Genomic DNA, 16,224 nt, shown 5'->3' on the forward strand with positions numbered 1-16,224 from the left:
TGAAAAATATGAAATATAAATTTAGTATTCTCTTGTTTTTAGTCACTTTACTTTCGTTTGCACAACAAGACAAATTAAAAGAATTAGATATTAATTTAAAGAACTACAAATATCCTTATCCGGTGCGTTTTATTCATTTATCGGTACAACAACAGGAATTGAAAATGGGATATATGGATGTAAAACCCGATAATTATAATGGCGAAAATATCATGTTGCTGCACGGTAAAAATTTTAACGGAGCCTATTGGAAAACTACAATTGCAGCTTTAACAAAGCAGGGTTTCAGGGTAATTGTTCCGGATCAGATAGGTTTTGGAAAATCAGATAAACCACTGCGTTTTCAGTATACTTTTCAGCAATTAGCAGAAAATACCAAACGTATTTTAGATACTTTAGGAATTCAAAAAACAGCAGTTTTAGGCCATTCTATGGGAGGAATGCTGGCGACCCGTTTTACCTTAATGTATCCGGAAACGGTAGAAAAACTGATTCTCGAAAATCCTATTGGTTTAGAAGACTGGAAATTAAAAGTGCCTTATAAAAGTATCGATTGGTGGTATAAAAATGAACTGAATCAGAATTATGAAAAAATAAAAAAATACCAGATGGATAGTTATTATGACGGCAAATGGAAACCTGAATATGATGAATGGGTAAATTTAGTAGCAGGCTGGACATTGAATCCTGATTTTAAAAGATATGCCTGGAATGCTGCATTGACCTATGATATGGTTTTTACTCAGCCTGTAGTTTATGAGTTTCCAAATATAAAATGTCCCACTTTATTAATTATCGGAACAAGAGACAGAACAGCTTTAGGGAAACCATTAGTAAGTGAAGAGGTTAGAAAAACAATGGGATTGTACGAGCATCTAGGTAAAGCTACCCAGCAAAAAATTGCAGGTTCTAAATTAGTCGAAATCCCAAATATTGGTCACATGCCTCACATAGAGAGTTTTGATTTGTTTATAAAACCGCTAATTGACTTTTTAGGAAATAAATAACTTTCTAAGATTGTTTCTGATTTTTTGGACTAGTATTTTTGCAAAATGAATTTATCTCAAAAAAATGTCCTTTTTATGGCAGTAGCCACAGGACTAATCGTAGCTAATATCTATTATTGCCAACCCTTAATTGTTCTTATTGCTAATGAATTTAATATTCCTGATGCCGATGCAGGAACAATTACTTACTTAACTCAGGCGGGTTATGCCATTGGGTTGTTTTTTATGGTGCCTTTAGGCGATAAAATAGAACGAAAAACCCAAATATTAGCCACTACTTTTGCTACAGTAATTGCTTTGATCATTGCCGCTACAGCACAGAGTTTTTTAATTTTAGAAATAGCTTCTCTTTTAATAGGAATCACTTCTATTGTGCCACAGCTTATTTTGCCTCTTGCAGCTTCCTTGAGCGAACCGCAACAAAGGGGCAAAGTTGTAGGAACGATTATGAGTGGTTTACTGGTAGGAATTTTGCTTTCGCGAACATTGAGCGGATTTATCGGAGAAATTTGGGGATGGCGTGCCATGTTCTGGATTGCTTCCGGCTTGTGTTTGCTGTTGTTTTTGATTATCCAAAAACAGTTTCCTTATAATAAACCAGATTTTAAAGGGACTTACGGACAATTAATTTCATCTCTGTTTAGTTTGATAAAAGAACAGCCATTGTTAAGGGAAGCTACTTTGATCAATGTATTTTCTTTTGCTCAGTTTGGTGCTTTCTGGACTACAATGGTTTTATTGCTTTCGACCGAACCTTTTTCGTTTAATAGTGCAACTATTGGTCTTTTTGGAATTGTTGGTGCTTCGGGAGCTTTGGCGGCACCTTTAATTGGAAAACTAGGTGATAAAGGGAATTCCAGAATTGCGGTGGGTTATGGTTGTTTACTGATTGCTTTGAGTTTTATGGTTTTTTATTTTTCTTCGACGAATATTATTGGGATAGTTATCGGAATTGTATTTATTGATATTGGATTGCAGGGAGTTCATATTTCCAATCAAACCAGAGTTTATTCCATCGTACCCGAAGCCAGAAACAGGATGAATACCGTTTTTATGTCCTTTAGCTTTTTAGGAACAGCAGCAGGATCAGCCTATGGTTTATTTTTATGGGAAATGGGCGGATGGTTTGCCGTTACTTTAGGTTGTTTGTTGTTATCAGTTTTTGCTTTTACGGTTTATGGACTGACTTATAAATCCGGACGGAAAGCTTTAGAAAGCATCAATGGATAAAAAATTAATTTGTAAATTTGCGCTTCAATAAAAAATTTAAAAGGATGGAAAACGGAATATACGCTAAATTCAATACTCCAAAAGGGAGTGTTTTAGTAAAATTAACACATGACTTAACTCCAGGAACTGTTGGTAACTTTGTAGCATTAGCTGAAGGAAATTTAGAAAATAAAGTAAAACCACAAGGAACAAAATATTATGACGGATTAACTTTTCACAGAGTAATTCCTGATTTTATGATTCAGGGAGGTTGTCCTCTAGGTTCAGGAACAGGAGATCCGGGATATAAATTTGATGATGAGTTTCATCCAAGTTTGAAACATGACAAACCAGGAGTTTTGGCTATGGCCAATGCAGGTCCGGGGACTAATGGTTCTCAATTTTACATCACTCACGTACCAACTTCATGGTTAGACGGAAAACATACTGTTTTTGGTCATGTAATCGAAGGACAAGATGTAGTTGATGCAGTTGCTCAGGGAGATGCTTTAGAAACTTTAGAAATTATCAGAGTAGGAGAAGAAGCTCAAAAATGGAATGCTGTTGAAGCTTTTCGTTCATTTGAAGGAAACCGTAAGAAACGTTTAGAAGCAGAAAAAAATGCTGCTGAAGAAGCAATGGAAAAGTTAGCTGCCGGATTTGAAAAAACAGATAGCGGTCTACGTTACCAGTTTATTCAAAGAGGTGAAGGTAAAAAAGCAGAAAACGGAAAAACAGTTTCTGTACATTATACAGGACAACTTCCTGACGGAAAAGTTTTTGATAGTTCTTACCCACGTAAAAAACCAATCGAATTTCCATTAGGACAAGGAAATGTAATTGAAGGATGGGATGAAGGTATTGCTTTATTGCAAGTAGGGGATAAAGCCCGTTTTGTGATTCCATCTCATTTAGGATACGGTTCCCGCGGAGCTGGAGGAGTAATTCCACCAAATGCTACTTTGATTTTTGACGTAGAATTAATGGACGTAAAATAGTTCTTTAATATTCAGAATAATCAATTGATTTTAAAATTAAAATCTCAGTTCATTGTAAAAAATGAATTGGGATTTTTTTTATAGTTTCACTTTTGATATAAAAAAACACCTTCATGATATGAGGTGTTTGAAAATAAAAAACTACGAGTTTTTAGAATTTTTTACAGCAATTACTTTTAGTGTTTTAATTCCGGATGGTAGCTGCCATTCGACTTCGTCATTTTCTTTAAAACCAATTATTGCCACGCATAATGGTGCTAAAACAGAGACTCTTCCTTCTTTAATATTAGATTGCGAAGGCATCACAATTTGAATGCTCATTTGTTTTTGGATTTTTACATCTTCAACAACCACATGAGAATTAATTCGGATAATAGTTTCATCCAGCACGTCTTCTTTTTTAATAATAGCGCGATCTAATTCTTGTGTAAGCAATGCAATTTCCCTAATGTTACTAGTGTCTTTTGCCTTTTTAGTCAATTCACGCAGCATGTTGTAATCTGTAAGTGTTAAAATAGGAGTAGGTTTCATACTATTTAAATTTAAAAGTTATTTATAAAATCAGAATCTTTTATCTCAGTTACTAAAATGGTTGTAATGCCTGAGATAATAAAATAGAAAAATGATAGGGAAATCCCAATCAGATAAAAATGTAATTTAAGAAATGAATCCTCCGTCTCGAAGAAAAATAGTAGGGAGCGGAGGTCTAATTGATAAAGGCTTTGCTATGTGGAAAAAAGGCAACAACATTTTGTTTTCCTGAAGAAGAAAACAAAAAAGAAGGTGTTGAAGCAAGTTGAATAATAGTCATAAACAATGATTTTCCTAAAAGCAAAGTTAGTAAAGATTTATCGCTTTATGCTGTTATTTCCACTTAATATTGCAGCCAATACTTGGTTTTTGATCCGGATTGATGCTTCGGTTGTATAAAATTCCATCGATTGCACCACGTAAATCGCTTCCGCTTAAAGGAATTCCGTTTCCGGGACGGCTATCGTCGAGTTGCCCGCGATACACTAATTTGTCCTGATTGTCAAATAAATAAAAATCAGGAGTACAGGCTGCGTCATAAGCTTTAGCCACTTCCTGTGTTATATCAAATAAATAAGGAAATTCAAAGTTATTTTCGAATGCAAATTCGGTCATTAATTCAGGGCCATCCTGCGGATAATTCACTACGTCATTACTCGAAATAGCAATTATTCCGATTCCCTGAACTCTGTAATCATTGGCAATCCGGATGATTTCGTCTATTACATGATGCACAAAAGGGCAGTGATTGCAAATAAAAAACACCAGTGTGCCTTTTTCTCCTTTTAAATCAGCAAAAGTGAACCATTTTGTGTTAGTGGTGGTATCTTTTAAATAAAAATCAGGAGCTTTTGTTCCTAATTCAAGCATGTTAGATGGAGTGCGTGCCATTGTTTTTGTTTTAGAGTTTAAAGTTACTGAAAATGGCTTACGAATAGCGTAGTTTTTTGTTTATAGAAAAAAATAGCCACAGATTAAGGATTTACAAGAATAAAACTGTACTAATCTTTTAATCTGTGGCTAATAAAAAGGAGTTTATTTCTCAATTGGTAAATCATGATCTTGTCCCCATTCTGTCCAGGAGCCGTCATAAACTGCTTTTGGAATGTTGGGAGCGACTAACTCGTATGCAATTAAATCTATACAGGCTGTGATTCCGGAGCCACAGGAAAAATATAAGGGTTGATTCTGGACTGGTAAAATTTGTTCCAGTTCTTCTTTTGGTAGAAATTGCCCGTCTTTTAATACTTTCGAAAAAGGAAGATTTACCGCTCCGGGAATATGTCCGCTTCTTAAGCCTTCACGAGGTTCTTCGGTTTCGGCATGGAAACGATCAGCAGAACGAGCGTCAACAACTACCGCTTTTTTAGAACTGATATTTTCTAAAATTTGCTCTTTATTTTTGAACATTTCAGAATTGAAATTGGCTTCAAAATTTCCTTCCGGATAGTTTTTTACAGTCACTTTTTCTGTTGGTAATTTTTCTTTTTCCCAAGCCGGAAATCCGCCGTCAAGAACCCAAACGTTTTCATGTCCCATGCTTTTAAACAAATACCATGCTCTGGGACTGGAATAAATCCCTTTAGTATCATAAACTACAATTTTGCTGTTTTTGTTGATTCCTAATTTTCGGGCTTCGGCAGCAAATGCTTCTGGTTTGGGTAAGGTGTTGGGCAAAGGATTTGAAGTATCGCTGAATTTAGTTTTAATATCAAAAGTGCGTGCGCCAATGATTTGTAAATCATGAGGCGGTGTGTCTAAAACGGCATCAAGAATAATTAATTCAGGATCCTGAAGGTTTTCTTTAAGCCATTTTACAGATACAATTGGAGTTGTCATGTTGCTGTGTTTTAATAAAATTAAGTAGGTACAAGATACGAATTCTGTGAATGAAATTTTTGAGACCTAAAAAAAATCCTGAAACGATTTTCAGGATTTTAAATACATTTAATTTTGAACTATTATTTTGTCTCAACTGCCTCAATGGCATTATGAACGACTAATTGAGGGAAAGGAATTTCGATACCTTCTTTATCAAAAGTGATTTTAATTCTCTTTCTAAGTTCGCCTGTAATCTCCCATTGTTTGCTGGGTTGCGTTTCTCCTAAAATTTTTATGATTATGGAGGAATCTGCAAATTCATCAACTCTTAAAAACTGAGGTACTTTTATAATGTATTTCCCGAATTCCTGATCCGCAGCCAGTTCATTACCAATTTTATTAACAACCGCAATAACATGTTCAATATCACAATTATAAGAAACTCCGATATTCAAATTGATACGGGAATATTCAGTAGACAAGTTAGATACTTTTTTAATTTCCCCATGAGGAATATGATGTACCGTTCCGTCCATGTCTCTTAAAGTCGTTTTTCTTAAACTGATTTGTTCTACAGCTCCGCTGGCAATGTCAAAATTAACCACGTCACCCACACGGTATTGGTTTTCGAGAATGATGAATAATCCTGAAATAATATCCCTGATGAGGTATTGTCCACCAAAACCAAAAGCCAGACCTACAATTCCCGCTGCAGCTAAAATAGGCCCGATTTCGATACCAAATTCTCCCAATATCATTAAAAGAATGATACATAAAATAGCAATTTTTGATGTAGTTGTAAAAATCTGGATTAAGGTATTCTCTCTTTTTGTTTCTGCTTCTTTAGATGAATATCTGTCTGTTCTAATGGCTATGCGAACTGCTTTTTCAATAAAACGATTCAGGATTTTATTAAGTATAAAGGCGGCAATAAGAATAAAAATAATTTTCACCCCACTTGTTAAAAGCCATGGAACTATTAACTCACTATATTCATTTAAATATTTATTGGTCGTTTCCTGCCAGTCGATTGTTATTAAATTCATAGTTTACTTGTTTAAAAATTAATAAAAAAAAAGTCCAAAAACCGAACCGATTTTTGGACTAAATGTATTGTTTTAACCTGGTTGTGTTTGAAACAATTAAATGTCATCAAAATCAATATCGGTAAAATTTGATATTCCTGTAACTGAACTTTCTGAGCTAACTCTTTCAGTTGCGTATTCTTTCTTGAAATCTTTCTGATGTCTTTCAGAAATTACTTCTTCACCTTTGTGATTTAACACATACGAAGTCATTTCTTCCAGTATTTCGGAAAAAGCAGCAAAATCTTCTTTATACAAATATATTTTGTGTTTTTTAAAATGAAAAGAACCGTCTTCTTCGGTGAATTTTTTACTTTCGGTAATGGTAATGTAATAATCATCCGCTTTTGTAGCTCTCACATCAAAGAAATATGTTCTTCTTCCTGCACGTAAAACTTTAGAAAAGATTTCTTCTTTTTCTAACATGTCATTTTCTCTCATAATCCGTTCTATACAATAATATGGTTGTTAATTGAAACCAAAAATGATAAAAATATATGTATTAAGCAAGATTTAAAGTAATTCTTTTTCAGAAAGTTGTTTTAAATATAATGATGCATAATAGCCTTCCTGATTTATCAACTGGTTATGAGAACCTTGTTGAATAATTTTTCCATCTTCCAGAATAATTATCTTATCTGCATTTTTTGCCGACGAAACTCTATGGCTAACAATGATCGTTGTTTTGTCTTTGCAAATGGAATATAAATTGTTTAAAATCGCTTCTTCGGTCTCTGTATCAACAGCAGATAAGCAGTCGTCAAACAATAAAATAGGAGGGTTTTTAATAATGGCTCTGGCTATAGAAACCCTTTGTTTTTGCCCACCAGAAAGTGTAATTCCTCTTTCTCCCAATATGGTATCGTATTGTTTGTTGAAACCCATGATGTTGTCATGAACCACAGCGTTTTTGGCGGCAGCCATAACTTCTTCAATTTCGGCATCTTCCTTACCAAAACGGATGTTGTTTTTGATACTGTCCGAAAATAGAAAAGCATCCTGTGGCACAATCCCGATACTGTTACGCAAATCAAATAAGTTAAGTTTACTGATTTCCTGTTTGTCTATTTTTATAGCTCCCTGACTCACGTCATACATTCGGGAAATCAACGATAAAATGGTCGATTTTCCGGAACCTGTTTTACCAAGAATAGCCAGTGTTTCTCCTTTATTTACCGTAAACGAAATGTTGTGAAGTGCTGTAATATGGGTGTCTTCGTATGTAAAACTTACATTTTCGAAAGCTATAGCTCCTTCAATAGTTGATTTTTGAGGATTGTTATTTTTGATTTCCGGTTTTATTTTTAAAAACTCGTTGAGTCTTTTTTGAGAAGCTTCGGCTTCCTGAACCATAGAGGAAACCCAACCTAATGAGGCAACAGGCCAGGTGAGCATGTTTACATAAAGAATAAATTCGGCAATGGTTCCAATGCTTTGGATGCTTCCGTTAATGTACATTAATCCGCCAAAATAAATCACAACCAAGTTGCTAATTCCAATCAAAGCCAACATCAAGGGACCAAATAACGACTGTACTTTAGCCAAATCTAAACTTTTGCTTTTACTTTCTAAGGCTAAATCTACCATGTTATTCTGGTGTTGGTTTTCCAGCGAATAGGCTTTTATGACACGAACACCTGAAAAAATTTCCTGTGTAAAACTGGAAACTTTAGATAAATATTGCTGAAAAGTAGTGCTTCGGATATTGATCTCAGTGCTTAATTTAAAAATTGCATAAGATAATATGGGTAAGGGTAAAATGGTGTATAAAGTCAGTAACGGTGATACTCTGTACATGAAAATAATTACGATTGCAAACCTAATCACGGTATTGATGGTATACATTACCGCCGGACCCACATACATTCTTACTTTTGAAACATCTTCACTAATACGGTTCATTAAATCGCCGGTGCGGTTCTTTTTATAGAAATTCTGAGACAGGTTTTCATACTGTCTGAACACTTCATTTTTCAAATCAAACTCGATATGACGGGACATTACAATCAAAGTTTGACGCATCAGAAAAGTCAGGAAGCCGGCAATGATAGTTGTGGCTATAATAAGCAGAATATTATTTACTAACTGATCCTGAATAACCGAATTAGGAACTGATTTGTCTTTTGCAAAATTTTCAATGGCAGCAAAAGATTTACTAATTAATTTAGGTGTAAAAAGAGAAAATATTTGTGCGACAATAGTAAATACAATTCCTAAGATAAAACGGTATTTGTATTTGATGAAATATTTATTGAGATAGAGTAATTCTTTCATTTCTGGGCTAGGCTGTATTTAAAAAACAAAGATAAACTTTAAAAGTAATAATTGTTAGCGATCTGTTTGCTGTTAAGTTGGATTTAACGTTTCGTTAATTCATCAGTTTAAAATAAAGCCACGAATTCACAAATTTTAATTTATGGAATGAAGGAATTTATAAGATACGTTACTGATTTTAAATTTGAAAAAATAAAATTAGTGAATTCGTGACAACAACTCAGCTACTTTGTTCTGCTTTTTATAGCTTTAAATTTTATTTTAAAAAAGGAAATCCTTATTTTTGCAGACTAATTTTATAAAGTTCTTACAAGGTGGTAAATAGAAGACACATTCGCGTTAAAGTTATGCAAACCATTTATGCGATGCATCAAAACGGCTCTGATAACTTGGAAAAGGAAGAAAAATTCCTTTTTTACAGTATCGATAATATTCAGGATTTATACCTTACCATGATTTCTTCCTTATTGGAAATATGTAAAAAAGAAACTCAGTTTTTGCATCTATCCAGTCAAAAACATTTAGCTACCGCAGCGGAACGTAATCCCAACGAAAAATTTATTAAAAACAGTATTTTCGAAATTCTTGCCGAAAATAATTCTTTAAGCATTGCTTTAGAAACCAGAAAAATTGATGCCTGGCATTTGCATGAAGATTATATAGCGCTTTTGTTAACAGCTATTAAAGAAAGTTCATATTATCAAAAATACATGAGTAATCCGGCTCGTTCATTCGAAGAAGACCGACAGTTGATTATTGATTTGTTTACAGAAGTAATTGTTCCAAATGAGAAATTATACGAGTTTTTAGAAGACGATAAGCTAACCTGGATTGATGATATTCCGATGGTGAACACTCAGATTATCAAGCAACTGAAAGCCATGAAACCTATCGAAAACGATAATTTCAAAGTGCCAAAATTGTATAAAGACAATGAAGACAGGGATTTTGTTAAAGATTTATTTCGCAAAACGGTTTTGAACGAAGCAGCATTAGCTAAAGAATTTGTTGATAAAACACCTAATTGGGACAGTGAAAGGATAGCTGAGGTAGATACAATTATTTTAAAAATGGCTATTTGCGAATTTTTAAAATTCCCTTCTATTCCTGTAAAAGTAACGCTGAATGAATATTTAGAATTGGCCAAAGAATATTCTACTCCTAAAAGCAGTATTTTTATCAACGGAATTTTAGACAATCTGGTTAAAGAATTAGAAGCAAGTAAAAAAATGATTAAAGCCGGTCGCGGTTTAATGTAATAGTAATAAATAAAAAAAAAGAATTCAAATTATGGAACAATTAACTCAGTTTGCACCGTTTATTTTAATGTTTGTGGTTATCTATTTCTTCATGATCAGACCACAACAAAAAAGAGCTAAAAGCGAAAAAGAATTTGAAAACAGCTTAAAAGTTGGTGACAAAGTTATTACTAAAAGCGGTCTTCACGGAAAAGTTGCAGAATTAGCCGAAACTACTGTAGTTGTTGAAACAATGGCAGGAAAGTTAAAAATGGAGCGTTCGGCAATTTCTATGGAAATGAGTGCTTCCTTAGCTAAAAAATAAGATTATTGGTAAAAAATAAAATTGTATAAAAAAGTCCCTCATTGCAGGGACTTTTTTATGACTACAACAGAATTATTTCTTTTTACTCTTTTTTTTGTTCTTCTCTTTTTTAGCCTTCGCCTTTGCTTTCTTCTCTTTAAGTTTAGCTTTCTCTTTTGCTTTTTTAGCTTTTTCTTTTTTAGCCTTCTTAGCTTTGGCTAACTTTTTTTTCTTTTTGAGTTTGGCTTTTTCTTTAGCAGCAGCTTTTTTCTCTTTTTCTTTCTTTTTATCCTTAGCCTTTTTTTTCTTCTTTTTTTGTTTGGCTATTTCGTCTGGATTTGCTGTAGTTGATTCCGTTTCCGGAGTAGCTGCAATTTCCTCTTTTTCTGTTTGTTGCTGATTTACTTTTGCTTCAGCTGGCTTTTCTGCAGTTTCAGTTTTAACCGTTGCTTTTGTCGTTCTTTGTCTCACTGGCTTTGGTTTCTCAGGAGTTTCGCTTTTAGCAGCCGGTTTCGTAGCTCTTTGTCTGACCGTTTTTGGTTTTTCCGGAGTTTCCTTTTTAACCACTGGTTTTGTAGCTCGTTGTCTTACAGGTTTTGGACTTTCGCCATTATCCGGAATTTTATCAGCTTCCTCTTGTTTTTCACTCATAATACTAAATATTTGGTTGTTATAAAATAAAGAATACTTTTAATACCCATTGTATTGTTAAATACTCATGGTATTGTATCTAAATTTACACAAAATTTACATACGGGAATGTTAAGTTTTTCTATAAAAGCAATTATAAATAGCAATAAAAACAACAAAAGTCCCGGATTGCGTGACTTTGTTGAATAGAATAGTTTAGGAATATTACCTTTTTGCAGTTTTTGTTTTTTCCAGTCCGTAATCAGGAAGAGCAGTAAGCTCGGCAATTTTTACAATTACAGCTACTGCTTTTTGCATGCTTTCAACAGGAACATATTCATATTTTCCATGAAAATTATGTCCGCCTGCAAAGATGTTGGGGCAAGGCAATCCCATGTAGGACAATTGAGAACCATCCGTTCCGCCACGGATGGGTTTTATAATTGGTTTGATATTTAATTCTTTCATTGCTTTTTCGGCAATGTTTACAATATGTTTCACAGGAATTACTTTTTCCTTCATGTTGTAATATTGATCTTTGATTTCAGCAATAACAATATCTTCTCCAAATTGCTTCGCAAATTGTTTATTGATTTTGCGAACAATTTTTTGGATTTTTTCTTTTCTTTTTTCGAATTTTACCTTGTTATGATCTCTGATAATTAATTCGACAACAGTTTCTTCAATGCTTCCGTTAAAATGGTGAACGTGATAAAATCCTTCGTAACCTTTGGTTTTTTCGGGTACTTCGTCAGAAGGTACTTCGTTAAGAAAAGCATTGGCGACTAACATGGAGTTAATCATTTTTCCTTTAGCGTAGCCGGGATGAACACTTTTTCCTTTGAAAGTAATTTTGGCTCCAGCCGCATTAAAATTTTCATATTCTAATTCGCCTATCTGACTTCCGTCCATGGTGTATGCCCACTGAGCGCCAAATTTTTCCACGTCAAAATGATGTGCTCCGCGACCAATTTCTTCATCTGGAGTGAATCCAATTCTGATTTTTCCGTGTTTGATATCCGGATTTTTAATCAGGTATTCCATTGCGGTCACAATTTCGGTAATTCCGGCTTTATCGTCAGCACCCAAAAGTGTTGTGCCATCAGTAGTAATTAAGGTTTGTCCTTTATATTGTACTAAATCTTTGAAATATCCTGGTGATAAAATGATATTTTGTTCCTGGTTTAAAACAATATCTTTTCCATCATAATTGCTGATAATTTGCGGTTTTACGTTGGCTCCGGAAAAATCAGGTGAAGTATCAAAATGAGAAACGAATCCTATTACGGGAACTTCGTGATCTACATTAGCGGGCAGGGTTGCCATGATGTACGCTTTATCATCAATGGTTACCTCCTGCATTCCTATAGATTTTAATTCTTCGACTAATTTATTAGCTAAAACCCATTGTTTCTCTGTACTTGGTGTTGTTTCTGAATTCGGATTCGATTCAGTATCAATAGTGACATAACTAATAAAACGATCAATGATATCTTGCATAAAAAGGTGTTTTTTTATTGGATTGCAAAGATAAGATTAATTTAAAGTATAGCGTGAGAATGCGACTCTTATTGTTTGTTTTCCAATATTCGGATTATTTTGTCTAATTTCTCCACATCAATAGAGTTGAGTTTTTTTGCCAATGCTTCAATTTCGAGTTTAGCTTCTTTATTAGTAGTGTAATCTTCCTGTGCCTGAATGCGGTCTCTTTCGTTTTGACGATTTTGCGCCATCATGATTATGGGTGCCGCATAAGCAGCCTGAGTTGAAAACAACAGATTCAGCAAAATAAAAGGATAGGGATCCCAGTGTTTGCTATAAGCAACCAGGTTGAGTCCCATCCATATAAATACAAATACTGTCTGGATAATTATAAAACTCCAGGAACCCATTCCTTTTGCTACGGCATCTGCAATCCGGCTACCCCAGCTCAGATTGTCACTATGTTTTTGATGCCAGTTTTTATTGATATTCATTGATTTTAATTTTTGTTTAAATGTACTTAAAGTTCAGGTACAAAAAAACTACAAACTCATCAATTAATTTTTTCCGTTTTGTACAGATTTAATTGTCGAAATTTGCAGTTAGTTTTGAGTTTGAACTATTTAATTTCTCAATTTTATCAGTTTTTCTTCCGCTTTGATGAGATCATCATTTAGATCGTTTATTTTAATTTGTTGTTTACTGATTTTGATGTTCTCTTCTTCAATATCAGTAGAAGTTAGCTTTCCTCGTGATTTTTGACTTTCAAAGCGTTGTTTACTTTTGTTTAAACTTTTTTCTTCTTGCGATATTTTGGTTTTTATTTTATGAACTGATTTTTCTCCCGAAAGAATTTGGTCTTGTTGTTTTGTAAATGCTTTTTGTTCTTTTTCGAAATCCTTTTTTTCCTGCTCGGCTTTTTTAGCTTCTTTTAGTGCTTCTTTCTCTTTTCGCATTTTTGCTTTAAGCTCATTGGCTTCTTTTCTTAGCGCTTCTTTTTCTGCTGCAGCAGTCATAGCAACTGCTTTGGTTGCAGCGTTAATTGAATCTTTAGCGGTATTGACTTTTACAGAATTTTGAGTATTACCGCTTGTAGTTTGAGCAAAGAAAAACTGAAAACTGGAAAGTAATACTGTGCTTAAAATTAATTTTAGTTTCATGATATAGCGTTTTTAGATTAATAAAAATGATTGTTATCATTCCTAATATTATATACAAGGTAGGAAATATCTTTTAAAAAACCTCTGTTTTTTTAATCTCAAAGCAGGAAATAGAAATGATTTTGCTTAACTACCTGTTATTTAGTGTTTTGTATTTTTTGTTATAAGAATGTTTTGTGTTTTATTTAACTTGAATTCAGGGAGCTTTTATAGTAAACAATGCCTAAAATAAAAAGCATTGCATAATTTTTTTAGAAATATTTAATTATCCATTAGATAATTCTATTTTTGCACCACAAATTAACATCCTATGTATAAACAGCTTATCCGACCGCTCTTTTTTTGTTTTGATCCGGAAAAAATACATTATTTCACGTTCTCATTTGTTCGTGTTACTTCTAAAATTCCCGGTTTTTCGACTCTTTATAAATCACTTTATTTAGTAAATGATAAAAGATTAGAAACGGAAGTGTTTGGGTTAAAATTTAAAAATCCTGTAGGTTTAGCTGCCGGTTTTGATAAGGATGCCAAATTATATAAGGAATTATCCAATTTTGGTTTTGGATTTATCGAAATAGGAACTTTAACACCGAAAGGGCAGGAAGGAAATCCTAAAAAACGATTGTTTCGTTTAAGAGAAGATTCGGCAATTATTAACCGAATGGGATTTAATAACGGTGGCGTAATGGAAGCGGTTGAAAGACTGAAATCTAATCCCGGAGTTTTAATTGGTGGAAACATTGGAAAAAATAAATTAACTCCTAATGAAGAAGCAACTTCGGATTACGAAATCTGTTTTGATGCTTTATACGATTATGTGGATTATTTTGTAGTGAATGTGAGTTCGCCTAATACGCCAAATTTACGTGCTTTACAGGACAAAGAACCGTTGACACAGCTGTTGCAAACCTTGCAGAATAAAAATTTGGCTAAGCCAAAACAAACCCGAGACGGAGTCGAACTGAGCGGAGCTAAACCAATTTTGCTTAAAATCGCTCCTGATTTGACTGATGAGCAATTATTAGATATTATTGATATTGTAAAAGAAACTCAAATTGCGGGTGTAATTGCCACCAATACTACTATTTCCCGTGACGGTTTACAATCAGAAAATAAAACTGAAATGGGTGGATTGTCAGGGAAGCCATTAACCAAACGTTCTACTGAAGTAATTCGTTTTCTTTCGCAAAAAAGCAATAAAGCTTTCCCAATTATTGGAGTAGGAGGAATCCATTCTGCCGATGATGCTATCGAAAAACTAGAAGCAGGAGCCAGTTTAGTACAGCTCTATACTGGTTTTATTTATGAAGGCCCGGCCTTAGTAAAAGCGATTAACAAAAAGATTCTAAGTCGTAAGTAGGTTTTTTACGCAAAGATACATGAAGAGAAAATGTAAAAATTCGCTAAGTTTTTAGTTTTAAACTCTGCTGTTATTACGCAAAGATTCTCAAAGAGAAAAGTAATTTCAATTTCAATGGCAATTTCAAATAATATTGATATTGCCATTGAAATTGTTTTTTTGATATTTCCATTGATTTTTGATATTTCCATTTTACTTTGCTAAATAATACTTTTTGTCAGTTAGCAAGTTTTAGTATCTTTGAAATCTATGGAGCCAATAAAAATTATAGAATGTCCACGTGATGCCATGCAAGGCATTAAAACTTTTATCCCTACCGAGAAGAAAGTTGCTTACATTCAGTCTTTATTGAGGGTAGGATTTGACACTATCGATTTTGGAAGTTTTGTGTCACCAAAAGCTATTCCGCAAATGCAGGATACTGCGGCGGTTTTAGACCAATTGGATTTATCCGGAACAAGCAGTAAATTATTAGCCATTATTGCAAATACCAAAGGCGCTGAAATGGCAGCACAATTTGGAGCCATACACTATTTAGGCTTTCCTTTTTCGATTTCTGAGAATTTCCAAATGCGAAATACCCACAAAACCATAGCAGAATCAATTATAAGTTTACAGGAAATTCTGGAAATAGCCTATAAAAATGATAAAGAAGTGGTGGCTTATTTGTCTATGGGTTTTGGAAATCCCTACGGAGATCCCTGGAATGTAGCTATTGTAGGAGAATGGACAGAAAAGTTGGCTGCAATGGGAGTAAAAATACTTTCATTATCGGATACAATTGGCAGTTCTACACCAGAGGTGATTCGGTATTTGTTTTCGAGTTTAATACCCCAATATCCTCAAATGGAATTTGGCGCTCATTTGCATACTACTTATGATAAATGGTTTGAAAAAATAGAAGCAGCTCATCAGTCGGGCTGTCGTCGATTTGATGGTGCAATTCAGGGTTTTGGAGGTTGTCCAATGGCAAAAGATGAATTGACCGGAAATATGCCAACAGAAAAATTACTATCTTATTTTACCGCTAATAAGGAGAATCTAAAATTGAATCCATTGAGTTTTGAAAGTGCTTATAATGAGGCTTCAAAGTTATTTGGTGCGTTTTATTAATCCTGAATATTT

The 16,224-nt window shown here is 33.9% G+C and carries 17 protein-coding genes; 7 read left to right on the plus strand and 10 right to left on the minus strand.

Annotation, left to right across the window (positions count from 1 at the left end; all coding sequences use genetic code 11):
- Positions 1-8 precede the first annotated feature (8 nt).
- The 3 genes from BUB89_RS14620 to BUB89_RS14630 all read left to right on the plus strand — a co-directional run bounded on the left by BUB89_RS14620 (position 9) and on the right by BUB89_RS14630 (position 3,214).
- The gene (locus BUB89_RS14620; protein ID WP_073246462.1) at positions 9-1,007 is read left to right on the plus strand and encodes an alpha/beta fold hydrolase; all 999 of its coding nucleotides are present in this window, start codon (positions 9-11) and stop codon (positions 1,005-1,007) included.
- Positions 1,008-1,082: 75 nt separating this feature from the next.
- A complete protein-coding gene (locus BUB89_RS14625) occupies positions 1,083-2,237 on the plus strand; it encodes an MFS transporter (RefSeq protein WP_234982655.1) in 1,155 nt (384 codons plus the stop codon).
- Positions 2,238-2,281: 44 nt separating this feature from the next.
- Positions 2,282-3,214: a peptidylprolyl isomerase gene (locus tag BUB89_RS14630; protein WP_073246305.1), complete on the plus strand. Its 933-nt coding sequence runs from the start codon at positions 2,282-2,284 to the stop codon at positions 3,212-3,214.
- A 141-nt stretch (positions 3,215-3,355) separates the two neighbouring features.
- Here BUB89_RS14630 and BUB89_RS14635 read toward each other — a convergent pair whose 3' ends face one another.
- The 6 genes from BUB89_RS14635 to BUB89_RS14660 all read right to left on the minus strand — a co-directional run bounded on the left by BUB89_RS14635 (position 3,356) and on the right by BUB89_RS14660 (position 8,925).
- Positions 3,356-3,745 carry a GreA/GreB family elongation factor gene (locus tag BUB89_RS14635; RefSeq protein WP_073246307.1) on the minus strand — a complete coding sequence of 130 codons (390 nt, stop codon included), beginning with the start codon at positions 3,743-3,745 and terminating at the stop codon, positions 3,356-3,358.
- A 333-nt stretch (positions 3,746-4,078) separates the two neighbouring features.
- Positions 4,079-4,636 (minus strand): thioredoxin family protein, encoded by a 558-nt coding sequence (locus tag BUB89_RS14640; RefSeq protein ID WP_073246309.1) that lies wholly within the window; start codon positions 4,634-4,636, stop codon positions 4,079-4,081.
- A gap of 144 nt (positions 4,637-4,780) precedes the next feature.
- The gene (locus tag BUB89_RS14645; RefSeq protein ID WP_073246311.1) at positions 4,781-5,584 is read right to left on the minus strand and encodes a sulfurtransferase; all 804 of its coding nucleotides are present in this window, start codon (positions 5,582-5,584) and stop codon (positions 4,781-4,783) included.
- Between the two features lie 122 nt (positions 5,585-5,706).
- Positions 5,707-6,612, minus strand: coding sequence for a mechanosensitive ion channel family protein (locus tag BUB89_RS14650; protein ID WP_073246312.1), 906 nt, complete (start codon positions 6,610-6,612; stop codon positions 5,707-5,709).
- A gap of 96 nt (positions 6,613-6,708) precedes the next feature.
- The gene (locus BUB89_RS14655) at positions 6,709-7,092 is read right to left on the minus strand and encodes a PUR family DNA/RNA-binding protein (RefSeq protein WP_073246315.1); all 384 of its coding nucleotides are present in this window, start codon (positions 7,090-7,092) and stop codon (positions 6,709-6,711) included.
- 72 nt (positions 7,093-7,164) lie between these two features.
- Positions 7,165-8,925 (minus strand): ABC transporter ATP-binding protein, encoded by a 1,761-nt coding sequence (locus tag BUB89_RS14660; protein WP_073246317.1) that lies wholly within the window; start codon positions 8,923-8,925, stop codon positions 7,165-7,167.
- Positions 8,926-9,272: 347 nt separating this feature from the next.
- On the opposite strand from BUB89_RS14660, the gene nusB reads away from it, so the two are divergent.
- Positions 9,273-10,184: a transcription antitermination factor NusB gene (gene nusB, locus BUB89_RS14665; RefSeq protein ID WP_073246465.1), complete on the plus strand. Its 912-nt coding sequence runs from the start codon at positions 9,273-9,275 to the stop codon at positions 10,182-10,184.
- 31 nt (positions 10,185-10,215) lie between these two features.
- Positions 10,216-10,488 (plus strand): preprotein translocase subunit YajC, encoded by a 273-nt coding sequence (gene yajC / locus BUB89_RS14670; RefSeq protein ID WP_073246319.1) that lies wholly within the window; start codon positions 10,216-10,218, stop codon positions 10,486-10,488.
- Between the two features lie 72 nt (positions 10,489-10,560).
- On the opposite strand, the gene BUB89_RS18180 is transcribed toward yajC, so the two are convergent.
- The 4 genes from BUB89_RS18180 to BUB89_RS14690 form a co-directional block, all read right to left on the minus strand.
- The gene (locus BUB89_RS18180) at positions 10,561-11,118 is read right to left on the minus strand and encodes a hypothetical protein (RefSeq protein ID WP_073246321.1); all 558 of its coding nucleotides are present in this window, start codon (positions 11,116-11,118) and stop codon (positions 10,561-10,563) included.
- A gap of 204 nt (positions 11,119-11,322) precedes the next feature.
- Positions 11,323-12,597, minus strand: a complete 1,275-nt coding sequence (pepT, locus tag BUB89_RS14680) for a peptidase T (RefSeq protein ID WP_073246323.1) — start codon at positions 12,595-12,597, stop codon at positions 11,323-11,325.
- A gap of 68 nt (positions 12,598-12,665) precedes the next feature.
- Positions 12,666-13,073 carry a DUF1003 domain-containing protein gene (locus tag BUB89_RS14685; protein ID WP_073246325.1) on the minus strand — a complete coding sequence of 136 codons (408 nt, stop codon included), beginning with the start codon at positions 13,071-13,073 and terminating at the stop codon, positions 12,666-12,668.
- 129 nt (positions 13,074-13,202) lie between these two features.
- Positions 13,203-13,739 carry a hypothetical protein gene (locus BUB89_RS14690; RefSeq protein ID WP_073246327.1) on the minus strand — a complete coding sequence of 179 codons (537 nt, stop codon included), beginning with the start codon at positions 13,737-13,739 and terminating at the stop codon, positions 13,203-13,205.
- A gap of 310 nt (positions 13,740-14,049) precedes the next feature.
- Between BUB89_RS14690 and BUB89_RS14695 the strand changes: the two genes are divergently transcribed.
- Positions 14,050-15,099, plus strand: a complete 1,050-nt coding sequence (locus BUB89_RS14695) for a quinone-dependent dihydroorotate dehydrogenase (RefSeq protein ID WP_073246329.1) — start codon at positions 14,050-14,052, stop codon at positions 15,097-15,099.
- Positions 15,100-15,348: 249 nt separating this feature from the next.
- Positions 15,349-16,212: a hydroxymethylglutaryl-CoA lyase gene (locus BUB89_RS14700; RefSeq protein ID WP_073246331.1), complete on the plus strand. Its 864-nt coding sequence runs from the start codon at positions 15,349-15,351 to the stop codon at positions 16,210-16,212.
- Positions 16,213-16,224 lie beyond the last annotated feature (12 nt).

This window comes from Flavobacterium flevense, from assembly GCF_900142775.1.
Classification (GTDB): domain Bacteria; phylum Bacteroidota; class Bacteroidia; order Flavobacteriales; family Flavobacteriaceae; genus Flavobacterium; species Flavobacterium flevense.